General features: G+C 49.0%; 20 protein-coding genes. 18 read left to right on the forward strand and 2 right to left on the reverse strand.

Annotated features, from left to right (window positions below):
- The first annotated feature begins 1 nt into the window (after nt 1).
- The 4 genes from CS562_RS20600 to folE2 are packed head-to-tail and all read left to right on the forward strand — an operon-like array spanning nt 2 to nt 4,152.
- Nucleotides 2-1,138: an NAD(P)/FAD-dependent oxidoreductase gene (locus CS562_RS20600; protein WP_099858075.1), complete on the forward strand. Its 1,137-nt coding sequence runs from the start codon at nt 2-4 to the stop codon at nt 1,136-1,138.
- Nucleotides 1,132-2,802, forward strand: coding sequence for a nucleoside recognition domain-containing protein (locus CS562_RS20605; RefSeq protein WP_099858076.1), 1,671 nt, complete (start codon nt 1,132-1,134; stop codon nt 2,800-2,802). The genes CS562_RS20600 and CS562_RS20605 overlap by 7 nt, the downstream gene beginning before the upstream one ends.
- 27 nt (nt 2,803-2,829) lie before the next feature.
- Nucleotides 2,830-3,162, forward strand: coding sequence for a DUF3024 domain-containing protein (locus CS562_RS20610; RefSeq protein WP_090904456.1), 333 nt, complete (start codon nt 2,830-2,832; stop codon nt 3,160-3,162).
- Nucleotides 3,163-3,207: 45 nt separating this feature from the next.
- Entirely contained in the window at nt 3,208-4,152 is a 945-nt protein-coding gene (folE2, locus tag CS562_RS20615; RefSeq protein WP_180287193.1) for a GTP cyclohydrolase FolE2, read from the forward strand.
- A 140-nt stretch (nt 4,153-4,292) separates the two neighbouring features.
- On the opposite strand, the gene CS562_RS20620 is transcribed toward folE2, so the two are convergent.
- Nucleotides 4,293-5,351 (reverse strand): substrate-binding domain-containing protein, encoded by a 1,059-nt coding sequence (locus CS562_RS20620; protein WP_099858144.1) that lies wholly within the window; start codon nt 5,349-5,351, stop codon nt 4,293-4,295.
- A 262-nt stretch (nt 5,352-5,613) separates the two neighbouring features.
- Between CS562_RS20620 and modA the strand changes: the two genes are divergently transcribed.
- Nucleotides 5,614-6,486 (forward strand): molybdate ABC transporter substrate-binding protein, encoded by an 873-nt coding sequence (modA, locus tag CS562_RS20625; protein ID WP_099858077.1) that lies wholly within the window; start codon nt 5,614-5,616, stop codon nt 6,484-6,486.
- Entirely contained in the window at nt 6,483-7,166 is a 684-nt protein-coding gene (gene modB, locus CS562_RS20630) for a molybdate ABC transporter permease subunit (RefSeq protein WP_175381166.1), read from the forward strand. The genes modA and modB overlap by 4 nt, the downstream gene beginning before the upstream one ends.
- A 143-nt stretch (nt 7,167-7,309) precedes the next feature.
- On the opposite strand, the gene CS562_RS20635 is transcribed toward modB, so the two are convergent.
- Nucleotides 7,310-7,846: a GNAT family N-acetyltransferase gene (locus tag CS562_RS20635; protein WP_099858078.1), complete on the reverse strand. Its 537-nt coding sequence runs from the start codon at nt 7,844-7,846 to the stop codon at nt 7,310-7,312.
- A gap of 265 nt (nt 7,847-8,111) precedes the next feature.
- Here CS562_RS20635 and CS562_RS20640 point away from each other — a divergent pair, with 265 nt between their 5' ends.
- The 12 genes from CS562_RS20640 to CS562_RS20690 all read left to right on the forward strand — a co-directional run bounded on the left by CS562_RS20640 (nt 8,112) and on the right by CS562_RS20690 (nt 15,775).
- The gene (locus CS562_RS20640; protein ID WP_063566659.1) at nt 8,112-8,441 is read left to right on the forward strand and encodes a hypothetical protein; all 330 of its coding nucleotides are present in this window, start codon (nt 8,112-8,114) and stop codon (nt 8,439-8,441) included.
- Nucleotides 8,442-8,735: 294 nt separating this feature from the next.
- The gene (locus CS562_RS20645; RefSeq protein ID WP_099858079.1) at nt 8,736-9,575 is read left to right on the forward strand and encodes a transporter substrate-binding domain-containing protein; all 840 of its coding nucleotides are present in this window, start codon (nt 8,736-8,738) and stop codon (nt 9,573-9,575) included.
- Between the two features lie 26 nt (nt 9,576-9,601).
- Nucleotides 9,602-10,345 carry an amino acid ABC transporter permease gene (locus CS562_RS20650; protein WP_076290845.1) on the forward strand — a complete coding sequence of 248 codons (744 nt, stop codon included), beginning with the start codon at nt 9,602-9,604 and terminating at the stop codon, nt 10,343-10,345.
- A 4-nt stretch (nt 10,346-10,349) separates the two neighbouring features.
- Nucleotides 10,350-11,060 (forward strand): amino acid ABC transporter permease, encoded by a 711-nt coding sequence (locus CS562_RS20655; protein ID WP_099858080.1) that lies wholly within the window; start codon nt 10,350-10,352, stop codon nt 11,058-11,060.
- Nucleotides 11,057-11,809 carry an amino acid ABC transporter ATP-binding protein gene (locus CS562_RS20660; protein ID WP_064635771.1) on the forward strand — a complete coding sequence of 251 codons (753 nt, stop codon included), beginning with the start codon at nt 11,057-11,059 and terminating at the stop codon, nt 11,807-11,809. Before CS562_RS20655 ends, CS562_RS20660 begins: the two co-directional genes overlap by 4 nt.
- A gap of 121 nt (nt 11,810-11,930) precedes the next feature.
- On the forward strand, nt 11,931-12,218 hold the full coding sequence (locus tag CS562_RS20665; protein WP_024632560.1) for a hypothetical protein: 288 nt from the start codon (nt 11,931-11,933) through the stop codon (nt 12,216-12,218).
- 23 nt (nt 12,219-12,241) lie between these two features.
- Entirely contained in the window at nt 12,242-12,580 is a 339-nt protein-coding gene (locus CS562_RS20670; RefSeq protein WP_076290964.1) for an alpha-helical endospore appendage domain-containing protein, read from the forward strand.
- Nucleotides 12,577-12,876 carry a hypothetical protein gene (locus CS562_RS20675; protein WP_076290843.1) on the forward strand — a complete coding sequence of 100 codons (300 nt, stop codon included), beginning with the start codon at nt 12,577-12,579 and terminating at the stop codon, nt 12,874-12,876. The genes CS562_RS20670 and CS562_RS20675 overlap by 4 nt, the downstream gene beginning before the upstream one ends.
- Nucleotide 12,877: 1 nt before the next feature.
- Nucleotides 12,878-13,219, forward strand: a complete 342-nt coding sequence (locus tag CS562_RS20680) for a hypothetical protein (protein WP_076290842.1) — start codon at nt 12,878-12,880, stop codon at nt 13,217-13,219.
- A 22-nt stretch (nt 13,220-13,241) separates the two neighbouring features.
- On the forward strand, nt 13,242-13,421 hold the full coding sequence (locus CS562_RS32620; RefSeq protein WP_125477307.1) for a hypothetical protein: 180 nt from the start codon (nt 13,242-13,244) through the stop codon (nt 13,419-13,421).
- A gap of 56 nt (nt 13,422-13,477) precedes the next feature.
- Complete coding sequence (locus CS562_RS20685) at nt 13,478-14,572, forward strand: CgeB family protein (protein WP_257219560.1); 1,095 nt, start codon at nt 13,478-13,480, stop codon at nt 14,570-14,572.
- Between the two features lie 63 nt (nt 14,573-14,635).
- Complete coding sequence (locus CS562_RS20690; protein WP_246317951.1) at nt 14,636-15,775, forward strand: CgeB family protein; 1,140 nt, start codon at nt 14,636-14,638, stop codon at nt 15,773-15,775.
- The last annotated feature ends 12 nt before the right edge of the window (nt 15,776-15,787 follow it).

Here is a 15,787-nt window from a genome sequence, read left to right on the forward strand (position 1 = left end):
CATGCATGATCCATATGATTATGATTGTGTAATTGTTGGAGGGGGGCCAGCCGGGATCGGCATGGCCTCTGTCCTGCAGGATATGGGGATGCCACGTTTTACCGTGCTGGAACGCAGTGAGGTGGGGGCAACTTTTCTGGCGTGGCCGGAGGAAATGCGTCTGATCACCCCTTCGTTCACCAGCAATGCCTATGGCATGATGGATCTGAACGCTGTAGCTTTGAACACGTCTCCGGCGTATACACTGGGAACAGAACATCCAACAGGGCTGGAGTATGCGAAGTATTTGCAGGTGGTGAGCCAGTTCAAGAAATTGCCTGTGCAAACGGGAGTAGACGTTTCGGAGGTTATTCCGGAGGAGAAAGGCTTCAGGGTCGTGACATCCAATGGACAACTGCGGACACGTTATGTCATCTGGGCAGCAGGTGAATTTCAATATCCGAGACTGGACTTGTTTCCTGGAACTGAGTATGGTGTGCACAGCAGCTTATTTTCCAGCTGGACGTTGGTTCAAGGAGAAGAATGTGTCATCGTTGGTGGCTATGAGAGCGGTGTGGATGCAGCTATTCACCTGAGTAAACTGGGGAAAAACGTAACGGTAATCGACCGTAATGGACGAGGACTCGCCAAGGGCAGCAGTGATCCCAGTGTGGAACTAAGCCCTTATACGAAGGATCGCCTGCGCGCGGCGATGATGGATAAGCGAATACACATGATGCAAGGTTATGAGGTCAAGTGGATTGAACCGGATGAAACGGGCGGTTATGTTCTCTATTGCGAGAACGATTCCGGAGAGTCCCACTTGCTTAAGACGGGTCAGGCTCCTATTCTGGCGACCGGGTTCCGCAGCAGTTTGCAACTGATTGAAAATCTCGTCGAGCGCAACAAGGAAGGTCAGCTACAATTGGGAGCGGCGGATGAATCGACGATTGCCCCCGGACTGTTTATTACTGGACCACAGGTCATGCATGGTCAACTCCAATTTTGCTTCATTTATAAATTCAGACAGCGCTTTGCGGTTGTGGCCCAGGCCATGGGTGAGAGACTTGGGCTGGATCTGGCTCCACTGGAAACCTATCGCAAAGAAGGCATGTTTCTTGATGATCTGTCCTGCTGCGGTGAAGACTGTACATGCTGAATTCGGTTGTGGAGCAACCCGAAGAACTTCGTAAAGTGGTGCTGGTTGGATTCGAATCCGCGGGCAAATCGGCTCTGTTTCGGGGACTTACGGGTAGAGATACAGGCGAGGAATCTAATGTACGGGGCTCCACGGTAACAATCCGCAGAGCGGAGTTGCTTGAGCACCAGCTTGAATTGCTCGATACACCCGGAATCCGGATGAAGGATGATAGCGTAACGACCATGCTGACGTTAAAACAGCTCGCAGCTGGTGACACAGTAATCTTGGTCATCCGCGGCACGGATGTGGTGCAGGAACTGCCTTTACTGCTCGGTATGCTGGATGTTACAGGCAAAAATGCTGTATTGGTGCTTACGTTTGCCGACAAATGTGGTCCCGGATTATCTGCTCAGGTTAACTATTACCGTAAAGGTTTGGGCATTTCCGTTCTGCCGCTCAATACAAGGGAAATGGATGGAAACGCTCAAGACCTGATATGCCGTGCGATTGTTGCCGCCAGATCCATGAAGAGGCATCCTGAGCTCGCATCAACTCCTGAATCCTCTGTGATCGAACCGCAGACTACGATGTTTGAGCATACGGTTTGGGGACGTTTTGTGGCTTTGGCTGCATTGGTATTATTATTTGCAGCACCAGTGTATGTGGCCTATCTGTTCTCCGGCTGGATACAATCGCTCGCAGATGCCTGGATTCTTGAACCGCTCCATCGCATGACTGCGGGATTATGGAGCCCGCTGCAGGCGATAATGCTCGGAGATTACGGCATGATTAGTCTGGGCTTGTATTCGTTTATATGGGCATTTCCGGTCGTATTCCTGATTGGGGTTAGTGTGGCAGTGACGGAGGAAAGTGGACTGAAAGATCGGATTACCGACTCGCTGGATGGGTGGATGCGCAAAATCGGCTTGAACGGCAAAGATCTGATTCCAGTCCTCAGTGGTTTTGGATGCAATGTTGTGGCTGTGTTCCAGAGCCGTACCTGCAGCTCCTGTACACGAAAGGCCTGTGTTTCAATGATCTCCTTCGGTTCTGCATGTAGCTACCAGATTGGAGCTTCTCTATCCATATTCAGTTCCGGCGGCAAGCCGTGGCTGTTCTTTCCTTATATGCTTGTACTGGTACTTGCAGGCGCACTTCATACACGTCTGTGGAATCGAAATCGGCTGGATGACACGCTCCCGTTACATGCCAACCGTACATTTCTGCAAAAGCCATCATGGCACTCTGTAAGCTGGCGTGTTCGGTCTGTCATGAAACAGTTTCTCGTGCAGGCGATGCCTATTTTCATCGCTATTTGTGTGGTGGCCACGTTGCTGGAGCAGACAGGGGCACTGTCTGCCCTGACTGACGCGTTGACGCCGGCACTTGCGATCTTTCATCTGCCGGGCGATGCCGCGGGCGGCATTTTGTTTTCCATTTTGCGAAAAGACGGGTTGTTGGTGCTGAATCAGGATCAGGGTTCCTTCGTTGAAGACTTGAGCGGCGGGCAGCTGTTTATTCTTGTGTATCTGGCTTCCACGTTAACGGCATGTCTGGTGACGATGTGGACCATTCGCAAGGAGTTGGGAGCAGTCTTTGCCATGCAACTGGCAGGCAAACAGCTCGTAACATCACTGGGCAGTGCATTTGTACTGGCATGGCTATGGAACTGGATTGCATAACGATGTTGATGAAAGGGTGTGATCTCCATGCTGGACTCGTTTACCATTCGGAGAATTCAATCGGTGATGAACGGTTATATCCATGAGAAGGTCCCGGCACCACTGCGCACCATGGTGAAATTAACGTATGAGATGAATGATAATGAACTGATTTTGACCGAGGAAAGACCCGCTGAAGAACGATATCAGTGGGACAAACTGCATATTGCCCGATTTTACTGGGAAGAGAATCAGTGGAAGGTATATGCCAAAGACGAACACAGCAGCTGGAATGTGGTAGACGTTATTGAGCCTTGTCCGGATTTTGAAGATCTGCTGGAGCAGGTTGAGCGGGACGAAGCGGGTCTGTTCTGGCGCTGAATGCGTGGTTTTTAACGCAAATATGTGCTGGAGGGAGGGTTTGCAATGCAAAAGGTACAACAGAATAACAGGATTAGCCGAGTAGTGAACGATTCTTTTATCATGCCGGATAAAGCTGAGCGCTTGCGGTTATTCGGCTCCATTGATCCGATACAGGGAGATAAGCCTGTACGGAAAGAAGAGATGCAAGATTTGCAGAATAGCAAAAATGATTTTCTATTTGAGCTGCAGCAAGTCGGTATTGATCAGGTGAAGTATCCTTTGGATGTCATTTCGGCCAAAGATCCCGTTCGATTGTCCAGCATCGGAACGTTCCGGCTGACGACTTCGCTGGATCGCGAATCAAAAGGCATTAACATGAGCCGCTTGATGGAGCAGCTTCAGCACAGTCGCGGAGAAGGGTTAAGTGACCGGATTCCGGATCTGGTTGCGCTGACGCAGCGGATGGCCGAACAGATGAATCAGGCGAAGGCAGAGCTGAAAGTGACCTATCCCTGGTTCTACGAAAGAACCGCCCCCGTAACCGATTTGTCTGGACTAAATCATTCTTTGGCTACGGTTCATGTCATCTGGGAAGCTGGAAAATCCCCTGTTCTGAGAACAGGTTTACATATACAGGTCACGACGTTATGCCCATGTTCGAAGGAGATCAGCGAATATAGCGCGCACAACCAGCGGGGGTTATTACGTATCCAGGTACAAGCCAACCCGGGAGACGCGCTACCGGGCTATTGGAAGGAAGAACTGCTAAATGTGGCCGAATCCAATGCAAGTAGCTGTCTTTACCCCATACTCAAAAGGCCTGATGAGAAACGGGTCACGGAACGTGCATATGAGAACCCGCGGTTTGTGGAAGATATCGTCAGGCTGGTGGCGGCAGATCTGTATGAGAAGCACTGGGTAAATAAATTTAAGGTAGACTGCAAAAATGAAGAGTCCATTCATCAGCATGATGCCGTAGCACGTATCGTATATGACAAGTCGAGATAACGATATTGTGAAGGCTAAGGAATTCATTTCATTTTATATCACATTACAAAATGAAGAGTAAACAGAAGAACACCGTCAGAGCTTCAGCGGCGGTTCTTCTGTTTTTTTGCGATCCTATGAGCAATCCAATTGCCATTACGCTAGACTTCATACAAAATTTCACCCGTTCGCGATACATCATATCCTTCAAATGATTGCAGTTCCTGCCTGAATGCGGGTGATTGCAGAATACGCAGTACCGATTCGATCCACGCTTCGTTCCCTTGTTTCTTCAGCATTACCAGATCATAACGTTCCTGAACAAGTGGAATAAAATCAACCTGACCGACAAGTCGTGCGGCCTTTTCGCTGCCGATTCCTACATCGGCTTCACCGGAACTGACCTTGGCAGCTACACCCATATGACTGGTTTCTTCCACGTCATACCCAATCAGATGTGAAGCAGCGATACCATGCAGACGTAATTGTTCATCCAGCAATACACGTGCACCCGAACCTTTCTCACGGTTAGCCAATCGCAGTTCAGGCTGCTTCAGATCTGTCCAGTTCTGCAAGCCCCGCGGGTTACCTCGTTGTACATACAACCCGGCAGGCCGTGTTAGCAGATTAACGACGACATACGACCAGCCAATCAGGATTTTGCGAATGTAGGGCAGATTATACTCTCCTGTATCTCCATCCAGCAGATGGGTGCTGACCAGATCCGATTCCCCGCGGTACATGGAGATCAAGCCGTCGAGACTGCCCATGAACGAACGCAGTGGACGAATATCCCGTGTTTGTTTTTCCATATATCGCATGAGAATATCGAGGCTAACATCTTGTCCCGTAATGACCAGATGACGGGCCGAATGCGCTGACAAAGGGTTGCCCGTCATGGAGCTTGAAGCTGGGAATGTCTCTCTGGATAGAGGAGTAGCACTTGCAGCGGAATGAACGGTATGATTGGTCAGATCACTTCCCGTCCCGGAATAAGATTCAGAGGGGGGAACTGAATCCACAGCGGCCCGGTGCGCTGGCGATTGAAGCTGCTTGGAGCGCTGTTTATAAGCCTCCAGATCGGTGGCGTCAACTCGCATTTGTTTGCCGACGCGATAAGCGACGAGGTCTCCCTTTTTGATTAGATCGTAGACCGTCAGTTTTGATATTTTGAGTAGCTTGGATATTTCTTCGGTGGTATAGGATTGCTCCTCCGTCATCAGTGAAGATCCTCCTTCAAGGTACAGATCATATAACGTTTCGTTCATCAACGCTCATCATCCCGGATAAACGCGGGGGTCTCTTGTACTATACCATTAACAGCCAGAGGGGATAAACTCGCCCACCACAATTCAGCTATTGATGGTTTGGCTTTCAACGAGTGCGCCAAAGACTACCTTCCTATTTCAATGATCTTATGTATAATGAAATATAATTAATTATATCTAGTTATAACTAAACATAACATCGGGGGAGAAGTAGATGAAGAAGAGTATTGGATATGTGTTGGGGAGTATGTCACTTGGACTGGCTCTTGTATTGGCCGGTTGCGGTGCAAGTACGGACAGTAAAGATACATCCACAGCAATGGAACAAACCGGTTCAACACCAGCGACATCAGGTGACAGTTCAACGGCTGGGGCAACAGATCCTCAGGAAAAGGTGGAGCTAACGATCTCAGCGGCAGCCAGTCTCACGGATGCCATGAAGGAAATTGAAACGAATTTTGAAGCCGCGAATCCCAATGTAGAGCTTAACTTCAACTTTGGCGCATCCGGTGCATTGCAACAGCAGATTGAACAAGGCGCGCCAGCAGATGTTTTTGTATCAGCTGCGACCAAAAATATGAACGCGCTCGTGGATGAGAAATTGATTGCATCCGGTGATCAGAAGAATTTACTGCAAAATTCATTGGTAGCCATTATTCCAGCGGATCGTTCAGATACCGTATCAAGCGAGAAGGATCTGACGGCGGATTCCATCAAGACCGTAGCGATTGGTATACCGGAAAGTGTACCTGCTGGAACCTATGCGAAGGAAGCATTGACCAATGCCAAACTATGGGATCAGTTGGAGGGTAAGCTTGTACAAGGCAAGGACGTCAGACAGGTTCTGCAATATGTAGAAACAGGCAATGCGGATGCGGGGTTTGTGTACAAAACGGATGCACTCACTTCTGATCAGGTGAAAATTGCATTTGAAGTGGACAAGAACAGCTATACACCAGCCAATTATCCAGTAGGGATTATTGAAGGTACGAAGCACCGGACAGAAGCAGAACAATTCTACACGTATTTGCAAACGCCTGAAGTGCTTGATGTATTTGCCAAGTACGGGTTCTCCATTCCGGAATGAATGTGAGCGCAATAGACTGGGCGGTATTCTGGCCACCGGTTCGTCTATCCCTTCAAGTTGCGCTGTTGTCCAGTGTGATCGCAGCAGTGTTTGGCATCGCTGTGGCCTGGAAGATGTCGCGTACCTCGTTCCGTGGCAAAATTGTTCTGGAAACGGCATTTATGCTTCCGCTCGTGCTTCCGCCGACCGTGGTCGGATTTATATTGCTCGTGTTACTGGGGCGTAAGAGCCTGCTCGGACAGTGGATTGAAGCCATCTTCTCCGCACCTGTCATTTTCTCTTGGTGGGCTGCCGTGATTGCCTCGGTAGTGGTTGCTTTCCCATTGGTATATCAGACGATGAAATCCGGCTTTAGCGGGATTGATCGGGATCTGGAAGATGCAGGCCGCTCCATCGGAGCGAATGAATGGCAGGTATTTCGTTATATCTCACTTCCGCTTGCAGGGAGAGCGTTGATGACAGCTTTTATCCTGGGTTTCGCTCGTGCACTGGGGGAATTCGGGGCCACGCTCATGATCGCAGGTAATATTCCGGGCAAAACGCAAACCGTACCCACTGCGATCTATGTTGCTGTGGATTCGGGCAATCAGACGATGGCCTGGATGTGGACCGGCTCTATTATTATCATTTCGTTTATCATGCTGCTCTTAACCCGACAGCCGCGCGACGGGAAGGCATGATGTGGGCTATTTAAAGTGAAAGCGATAAGGATTAGCATTCAAAAACCCGCTCAAGGAATCTTTCCTCGGAGCGGGTTTTCATTTACACAGGCCACGTATATCGTATATCATGTATGTTTACGTTCATCCAAGCCGCTATTTGTTCAGCCTGTTTGAACAGAAGGCGTCTCATAACGGGAAGGGTCGAGCGTTTTGATCATAAATACAATCTCTTCCTGCCGTTCAGGTGTCTGTACCGTTTTGTGATGGAAGGGTTCATATCCCCGCCGTTCATACATGGGAGCAAGCCAGGGATGGCGGGTCGCCGTTGCCAGAAATACGGCAGGAGCATCAAGCTTCTGTAGAATGATATTTTGCTCAACCCAATCCAATAGTTTAGAGCCATAACCCTGGCTTTTATGGTCCGGACTTACCGCGAACCAGCGGATAAAAGGATAAGGACTGATAGCTTGCCGCTGTACATCTTCAGCTCGATCAAGGGTAACCGTGGCAATGATTTCTCCCCCTTTTTCAAGAATGTAGCATTCATGCTGTACAATATTATTCTGGATGACTTCCAGTGTAGCGTGTCCGGCTGGAAAAGGAATGTTCAGAGCCCGAATTGTCTCATAGGCATCAACGGTAACAGCCTGCAATTGTTCAGCATCTTCAAGCGTAGCCAATCGGTATTGTTCGGTCATGATCGATCAATCCCTTCTATGAAAATTAACTATTCCAACCTGTTAAGTTGGTTTAATATTTTGGTGTTATTTTATCATGAAATTCATGGTTGGAATATAATTCTCGAATCAGATCTGTCTATAAGTCCATCGAAAGCTTCTATATGTAAAAATGACAAAACTTTTTCCAATTTTACTCGTTTCAGGACTCGCCTAAACCATGCTCTATCCTGTAAAATAGAACTAACTGATTCCAGCCAAGAACTGAAATAAGGAGAGACGACTAATGAATACGAAACCTGATTGCGGTATATCGTTGCAAATCGACGACTATCTGGATCTTTTGCATTTTGCCATCCAAATCGAGGATCAGGAATGGCAGCAGTCCCTTATCCACCAGCTCAAAATATTTCAGCCGGAAGCGGAGCAGCGCACACCTGAAGAAGAATTATGGATGAGATTTGATTATATCAACAGTAAACTGACAGGTCTCTGCCACCAGATTCACGCGGCCCATTCAACGGATGAACGCAAGAAGTTTGAAGAACGAATCGGACTGTTGCAACTGCAGCGTATAGAAGTAGCTCGCAAAATTAAATGGGCTAGTCGCAGATAGATGCGTATTGGAATTTAATGTGATCTGCAATTCAAGAAGCGATCCCCAACCCCGTTGGAGGATCGCTTCTTTTGGTTTATTTTTTGATGTAGGAATTGGTGAAGCATAGAGAAGTTCTATAACGTTATCAGGATGTCCTATTAACATACATATTGCCTAGGTATGATATACGATGCTATTCTTTGTTCAACCTAATTCCGACTATACAAGTGTGAATGGTTAGTTAAATCGAAGATGAGGAATGGGAGTACACATCATATTGGCTGAAATGACAGCCTGTGGAGGAGATCGGGAATGGTTAATCAATGGGGGATTCAGAAATTTCGGACAGCATTGCTGTTCATTACTATGTTGGCGGTACTGGCGGGTTGCAGTTCAGGCAATGCATCGAATGAATCGGATTCCGCATCTGCGTCCGGTCAAGATAAAGTGAAGAAGATCATAGTGGGTACAGGCACTCAATTCCCGAATGTTTGCTTTATTGATGAGAATGGCAAGCTGACGGGATACGATGTAGAACTGATCCGCGAGATTGATAAACGATTGCCAGAATATGAATTCGAGTTCAGTACGATGGAATTCAAAAACCTGCTGCTCAGTCTTGAAACGAAGAAAATAGACCTGATCGCTCACCAGATGGAAGTGAATGAAGAGAGACAGGCCAAGTTCCTTTTTAATGATGAGGCATATAACATTTTTCCTAATAAAATCGTTGTGAGCGAGAAAAACCAGGATGTAAAATCCATCGAGGATCTGAAAGGTAAAAAACTGATTGTTGGCGCTACGAGTAATGCGGCTGTACTGGCTGAGAAATGGAATGCAGCGAACGGGAACGCCATCGACATTGTGTATTCCGGAGCAGGGGAAGATACGAATACCCAAATCAAAACAGGTCGGGTGGATGCAACCATCAGCACGCAGTTTGCCATCGATTATCAGAATAAAGTGGTGGATGCACAGTTAAAGACTGTCGGAGAGGCTCTGTCCAACTCCAAAGTGTATTTCATTCTGAACAAGGATGAGGAAGAACTCAAAACGAAAATTGATGAAGCGCTCAAATCAATCAAGGAAGATGGAACATTGAGCAAATTGAGCACAGAGTGGCTGGGAGCCGATTACACGGTTGAGGAATAGTTCGTTGAGAAAGGTGAGCGACGGTTATGGGTAAATCATTCGATCTGTCATTGGTTCTGGATTTCGTCCCTGAACTGCTGCGATATTTGCATATTACACTGATTGTACTGGGTGGCTCCATTGTGCTCGGTCTGGTGGGCGGTGTGCTTCTGGCGGTTCCGAGGTTATACCGGATTCCGGTGCTGAGCCAGCTCGCGACCCTGTACGTCTCTTTCATGCGGGGCACACCGATTCTCATCAAGTTGTTTCTGGTCTACTACGGATTACCTGAATTGCTCAAGCCTATAGGAGTCGATCTGTCCAGGACTGATCCGCTGGTATTTGTCATCGTGACTTATGCGTTAAGTGATGCAGCGTCCTTTGCGGAAATCTTTCGCGGAGCTGTGCGCAGTGTGGACAAGGGACAGACGGAAGCAGCTTATGCAGCGGGCTTAACCACGTTTCAGTCGTTTCGGCGGATTGTGGTTCCGCAGGCACTCATTGTTGCTTTTCCGAATATGGCAAATACGTTGATTGGCTCGTTAAAGGATACGTCACTTGCATTTTCGATTGGGGTTATGGATATGGTGGGCAGGGGGCAAACGCTGATCTCGGCTACATCGCATGCACTTGAAGTGTATATCAGTCTGTCGGTTGTCTACTATGTTATTGTGCTGGTACTTGAAAAAGGATTTGCTGTCGCTGAACGCAGACTCCAGCGTCACGAACGTAAGAAAGAAGTCCGTGGGCCAGCGGTAAGAGCTGAACGCCTGAAACGAATAGCGGGGTGAGCGAATGTCTATTGATTTCAACTTTATCTACACATCTTTTTTCCAGATTCTAAAGGCATTGCCACTGACACTCGTCATTACGATTGTACCGTTGATCGCAGGTTTTGGCGTTGGTCTGGTCACGGCTTTAATTCGAATCTATAAAGTTCCCTGGGTCTACCGAATCGCTGATTTCTATGTCTCGTTTTTCCGAGGGACACCGATGCTGATGCACTTGTTTCTAATCTATTATGGGATTCCGCTGATCATCGACAAGCTTGCAGCCCGGTACGGCTGGGCCTTTCAGTCGTCTTCCATTCCGATTCTGGTGTTTGTGCTATTCGCCTTCTCCTTAACTGCGGGAGCTTATATGTCTGAGATTATCCGTTCCGGCATTCTGGCGGTGGATACCGGGCAGATGGAAGCTGCACATGCCGTGGGCATGAGTACCTCCCAGGCGTTGAGACGCATTATTTTACCTCAGGCTGTTGGTGCGGTTCTACCGAATCTGTGCAGCATGTTTGTTGGTTTCCTGCATGGATCAACTCTTGCATTTACCGTGTCACAGATGGATATTCTCGGCAAAGCGGATGTAGTGGCTTCAGTCAGTCTGAAATTTCTGGAGGCTTTCATTGCTGCCGCATTGATCTACTGGGGTCTGACGGTAATTGCCGAACGAATTACAGCTTTGCTGGAACGCAGAGTTGCCGTGTACAGCAAAGGAGGGGTGTCATGATATCACTGACGAATATACACAAATCTTTTGGTCAGCAGGAAGTGTTGAAAGGTATTGATCTGACTGTGGAGCAGGGGGATGTTGTTGCCATTCTTGGACCGAGCGGATCCGGCAAAACGACATTGCTGCGCTGTGTAAATTTTCTTGAACGTGCCGATGAGGGCAAGGTACAGATCAGCGGGTTAACCGTAGACTGTAAGCATGCCCGCAAACATGACATTGTGCAGTTGCGGCGAAAAACGGCAATGGTGTTCCAGCATTATAACCTGTTCAAACATAAAACGGTGCTGGATAACGTAACGGAAGGGTTAATCATTGCCCAGAAAATGTCCAAAGCAGATGCTCGTGAACGAGCCTTGCGTGTACTTGAACAAGTGGGTCTGTCCGCCAAAATTAATGAGTATCCCAGCATGCTGTCAGGTGGCCAACAGCAGCGGGTAGGCATTGCTCGGGCGCTGGCACTGAATCCAGAGGTAATTCTGTTCGATGAACCAACCTCTGCGCTTGATCCTGAACTTGTAGGTGAGGTGCTGTCGGTCATTCGATCGATTGCCCAGGAAGGCATCACCATGATTGTTGTCACCCATGAAATGGGTTTTGCCCGTGAGGTGGCAAATCGAGTTGTATTCATGGATGGGGGTTCCGTAGTGGAAGAAGGCACACCGGAGGAAGTGTTTGTGCGGCCCAAACAGGAACGTACCCGCCAATTCCTCAGTCGATACTCTTCCGATTGGAGTTATGTCATCTGACGATATAGGCGCAAGCTGGAGTAACTGACGATCCCGGCCCGGCATATGCTGTAGCAGGCAAATGCTGATAGGCCGGGTTTTTCTATGGGTGAAGCAGGCCGTGACGGTAAGGAGGAGGACCATGCAGAGCAAAATCGATGAAATACTCACACATATTGCACATTCTCACCAGCAAGTTGCGCGTGTACTGGATGCCAAACGTCAAGTCGCTGTGCGCATGTCTGAAATCATCAATCATTTGCCGGATATCGAACCGGAGCTGGATGGCGTTGACGGTCTGCTGGACAGCTCGGGACAAATCAACAAAAGCATCATCTCCTATTTGGGAGGCCTGGCAGACCTGGAAGAAGCCGTAGCCGAAACGCTGACCCAGGTGATGCGGGAAATGGCGGATCAAGAGGAAGAATAAGCCCGGAAGGCGGGTGAATGGACATGAGCAGAGAACAAAGTCTCATACTGATGCTGGACGCAGCAGCCAAGATGCAGTGGAATATTGCCCTGATTTTGGAGGCCAAGGCGATTGAAGCCGAGAAGGTAAGGAACTGGGCGTTAAATCATTTGAATGGTGAGGCTTTTCTGACGCATAGCGATCAGGTGGCAGAGCCACTCAAAATGCATGATCAGCTGGTGGAAATACTGGAAGGATTGACCCGAATGGAAACCGGATTATGCAACAACCTGAAGGCCATCATGGTACAGAACGATAGTGAAGAAGGCGGCATGGACGGTGGCATGTTTGGCGGTATGGATATGGGGGATCTCGGAAAATGAGTCTGTTGCGGCGTGAGCAGGAAGCGAAACTGTCCCTCATTGAGTCCATTGCACACAGTCAGCAGGCGCTCGCCCGCATTCTGGACAGTGTGGCCAGCGTGTCTGCCCACTCGGAAGTATCCGCCCGCAGTCTGGCCGAGAACATTCGTTTGCTGAGCCGTTATCAAGAAGAGATGTCCCGGATGGTTACGGGGATTCAATTGGCCCGAATCCAGCATGGGGAGCCTGGTGTGCCATGGCTCAAAGACCCTGGATATGCGATACGCATGGTCCGGAACATACAGGAGGAATGTTGACATGTTAAAGAAGAAAAAAATACGTCTGAGAACCAAAAGAGCTCTGCTTGCTCGCGGGGCCCGTCTGCGTAAAATCCGTAAACTACGTGCGGTCAAAGGCAAACGTGTACTGCACAAACGTACCCTCAAAGGACGCAGTGCGTGGCTCAAAAAAAAGAAACGTGCGGTACGACGGCACCGGAGTGTGAAGCCGGCGCAACCGTTCGTCCCGGCTACCCCTACCGATCCGAACCCGGACAGCGCGTACAGCCAGGGGTACAACGAGGCGTACAACGAGGGATTCAACGCGGGTTTCGCCAAGGGATTCGAGGACGGACATCAGTTGGCTTACAAAGCACAGTAACAGAGTAGGTGTGCATTTTCGGATGACTATAGATGCATGTCCAGTGTATGACGATTGCCCGGGGGGACGGATCCCTCCGGGTTATTTGTATCGCCGCAAAAGCGGACATGCCCGTGCAGGCGGATGTGGAGGGCAGACGCCAATTTTGCGCCTTGCAGGACACCCGTCCATGATGCATCTGACCCCGGGGCATATCCTTTAGAGGGAACACCAATCTCGGGGAGAATCTGAAAGTGGGATCTCCTGAAGGAAGACAGGGTGAAGGATGTGGCAAAACGACGACACCGGCCGCCTACAGAAGCGGAGACGGCTTACCGTGGCGGATATGCAGAAGGCCGCAGATTTGGCGGCTGTCAGGCCATGATGGAGCGAGTGCAGATATTTGAGCCGACCGTGCGGAATATGAAAGTGCTGTACATTCCGCAAGGATTCGATGCCATCGATGAAGGCGTCATTGGAGCCTTGCAGCAATCTGTTCGTGAATGTGTTGTCGGATCGCCGGCAAACATGCTGCAGGAAGCCAGCCAGCACAGGCCCGATCTGGTGCTGGTCATGAATGGACTACACGTATTTCCCCCCGATCATCTGGAACAGGTGAATGGCATAAGGGGACTGGGAATTCGAACAGCAGTATGGTTTGTGGATGACCCTTATTTTACCGAAGATACGACAAGCATTTGCCAGCATTATGATGTTGTGTTCACGCATGAGGAAGCGGCTGTGCCGTTCTATACTGCACATGGAGCGGGTCGGGTGGTCTATATGCCGCTGGCAGTGAACCCGGGGATGTTTCAGCCAAGGCGTACGGGGCCGCAGCATCAGTATGACATTTGTTTTATCGGTACCGGATTCTGGAATCGAATTGCACTGTTCGACGAGCTGGCTCCTTTTCTGGCGGACAAAAAGGTATTCATTGCCGGCAGTCAGTGGAACCGGCTGAAACGCTTCGACATCATGGGCCAATTTATCCATGAGGGCTGGATTGATCCGGGAGCAACAGTGGATTATTACAATGGCGCCAAAATCGTGATTAACGTTCACCGGACTTGCGAGAATGGGGAAGACAATCGCAATACGCATCATCTTCAAGGTCATTCCATTAATCCGCGGACGTATGAGATCAGCGCCTGTGGCACGATGCAGATAACGGATGCACGCAATGATCTGCCACGCTACTACCGGCCTGGATATGACATCGAGACCTTTACAACCGCGGCTGAACTTCAGCACAAAATCAAATATTATCTGCACCATGAAGAGGAACGGCGAGCCCTAGCTTGGCGTGGGCTGCTTACCACACTGAACCAGCATACGTTCACTCGTCGTATTGCTCAGCTGCTGGAACACGTGTAAATCACTTTCTGCAGAACAGCAAGAGTTAGAGAATCCTATCCCAAAAATAAAAGGAGTGGCGGTATGTCTCTCAAACACCGTAAAACGAGAAAGTCTCATGCACCAGTGCTCAGTCTGGCTGACCAAGCACGCAAAAACGGGCAACATGCCGGATATGATGCGGGTAAGGAAGAAGGATATCTTCGCGGCCGTGCCAACTATATAGTCAATTGTGCACAGGAACCATTGCCTTTTCGACAGATCCACGTCCTTTACGTATCTTCAGGTAAAGGTTTCCCGTACTCTCCACTGGATGAGGCAATCATGGCCACATTACAGGGCATGGTTGCTCAGGTAACTCTTTCCGATCCACGCCAGCCTGTATCGGAAATTGCATTGCAAACCCGGCCTGATCTTGTGCTTGTGTTGGATGGCATGGATATTCCAATGGAGCATCTGGATGCAATTCGGCAAGCAGGCATTCGGACGGCGATCTGGCTTACCGATGATCCGTACTATACGGATATGACGCTTGAGACAGTGCAGCATTTCGACCATGTGTTCACCTTGGAACTGAACTGTGTGGATCTGTATCGGCAGAATGGTTGCCCTTCAGTACACTACCTGCCGTTTGCTGCCTTTACCAACCACTACTTCCCAATTACAACGCCGTCTTCACTCCACCGGGAAGTCAGCTTTATCGGTTCGGCTTACTGGAACCGGGTGTATTTCTTTAATCCGATCATGGCACAGCTGATGTCACACAATACTGTGTTTAATGGCATCTGGTGGGACCGTCTGCCTGACTATGCTGCTTACGGTGAGAAGATTGAATTGGGTCGCTGGATGAGTCCTCAGGAAACGAACGATGTTTATAACGGCACTAAAATTGTCATCAACCTTCACCGTTCCCACGAAGACGATTCCGTCAATAACAACCATGTTAAAATTCCACCAGCCTCTCCGAATCCGAGAACATTTGAAATTGCGGCTTCCACGACCCTTCAATTGACCGATGCACGGGATGATCTGGCACGTTTCTATAAACCAGGTGTAGAAATCGAGACCTACTCTTCCCCTCAGGAGCTGCTTGATAAGGTTGAATACTATCTCACTCATGAGAAAGAGCGCCGTGAGATTGCACTTCGAGGGCTGGAACGGACATTAAAGGATCACACGTATGGAAAAAGAATCAACGAACTGCTGAGTATTATATTCCCTTAATCCTGTCCGGAA

The organism is Paenibacillus sp. LK1, assembly GCF_002750415.1.
Lineage (GTDB): Bacteria > Bacillota > Bacilli > Paenibacillales > Paenibacillaceae > Paenibacillus > Paenibacillus taichungensis.

What these genes read in the sequence shown, in the direction of transcription:
- CS562_RS20675 (WP_076290843.1), top strand. Translation starts at nt 12,577, where the DNA reads ATGAGTCTGTTGCGGCGTGAGCAGGAAGCGAAACTGTCCCTCATTGAG.
- CS562_RS20635 (WP_099858078.1), bottom strand. Translation starts at nt 7,846, where the DNA reads ATGACCGAACAATACCGATTGGCTACGCTTGAAGATGCTGAACAATTG.
- CS562_RS20690 (WP_246317951.1), top strand. Translation starts at nt 14,636, where the DNA reads ATGTCTCTCAAACACCGTAAAACGAGAAAGTCTCATGCACCAGTGCTC.
- folE2 (WP_180287193.1), top strand. Translation starts at nt 3,208, where the DNA reads ATGCAAAAGGTACAACAGAATAACAGGATTAGCCGAGTAGTGAACGAT.
- CS562_RS20600 (WP_099858075.1), top strand. Translation starts at nt 2, where the DNA reads ATGCATGATCCATATGATTATGATTGTGTAATTGTTGGAGGGGGGCCA.
- CS562_RS20605 (WP_099858076.1), top strand. Translation starts at nt 1,132, where the DNA reads ATGCTGAATTCGGTTGTGGAGCAACCCGAAGAACTTCGTAAAGTGGTG.
- CS562_RS20670 (WP_076290964.1), top strand. Translation starts at nt 12,242, where the DNA reads ATGAGCAGAGAACAAAGTCTCATACTGATGCTGGACGCAGCAGCCAAG.
- CS562_RS20665 (WP_024632560.1), top strand. Translation starts at nt 11,931, where the DNA reads ATGCAGAGCAAAATCGATGAAATACTCACACATATTGCACATTCTCAC.
- CS562_RS20655 (WP_099858080.1), top strand. Translation starts at nt 10,350, where the DNA reads ATGTCTATTGATTTCAACTTTATCTACACATCTTTTTTCCAGATTCTA.
- modB (WP_175381166.1), top strand. Translation starts at nt 6,483, where the DNA reads ATGAATGTGAGCGCAATAGACTGGGCGGTATTCTGGCCACCGGTTCGT.
- CS562_RS20610 (WP_090904456.1), top strand. Translation starts at nt 2,830, where the DNA reads ATGCTGGACTCGTTTACCATTCGGAGAATTCAATCGGTGATGAACGGT.
- CS562_RS20620 (WP_099858144.1), bottom strand. Translation starts at nt 5,351, where the DNA reads ATGACGGAGGAGCAATCCTATACCACCGAAGAAATATCCAAGCTACTC.
- CS562_RS32620 (WP_125477307.1), top strand. Translation starts at nt 13,242, where the DNA reads ATGACTATAGATGCATGTCCAGTGTATGACGATTGCCCGGGGGGACGG.
- CS562_RS20660 (WP_064635771.1), top strand. Translation starts at nt 11,057, where the DNA reads ATGATATCACTGACGAATATACACAAATCTTTTGGTCAGCAGGAAGTG.
- modA (WP_099858077.1), top strand. Translation starts at nt 5,614, where the DNA reads ATGAAGAAGAGTATTGGATATGTGTTGGGGAGTATGTCACTTGGACTG.
- CS562_RS20680 (WP_076290842.1), top strand. Translation starts at nt 12,878, where the DNA reads ATGTTAAAGAAGAAAAAAATACGTCTGAGAACCAAAAGAGCTCTGCTT.
- CS562_RS20645 (WP_099858079.1), top strand. Translation starts at nt 8,736, where the DNA reads ATGGTTAATCAATGGGGGATTCAGAAATTTCGGACAGCATTGCTGTTC.
- CS562_RS20640 (WP_063566659.1), top strand. Translation starts at nt 8,112, where the DNA reads ATGAATACGAAACCTGATTGCGGTATATCGTTGCAAATCGACGACTAT.
- CS562_RS20650 (WP_076290845.1), top strand. Translation starts at nt 9,602, where the DNA reads ATGGGTAAATCATTCGATCTGTCATTGGTTCTGGATTTCGTCCCTGAA.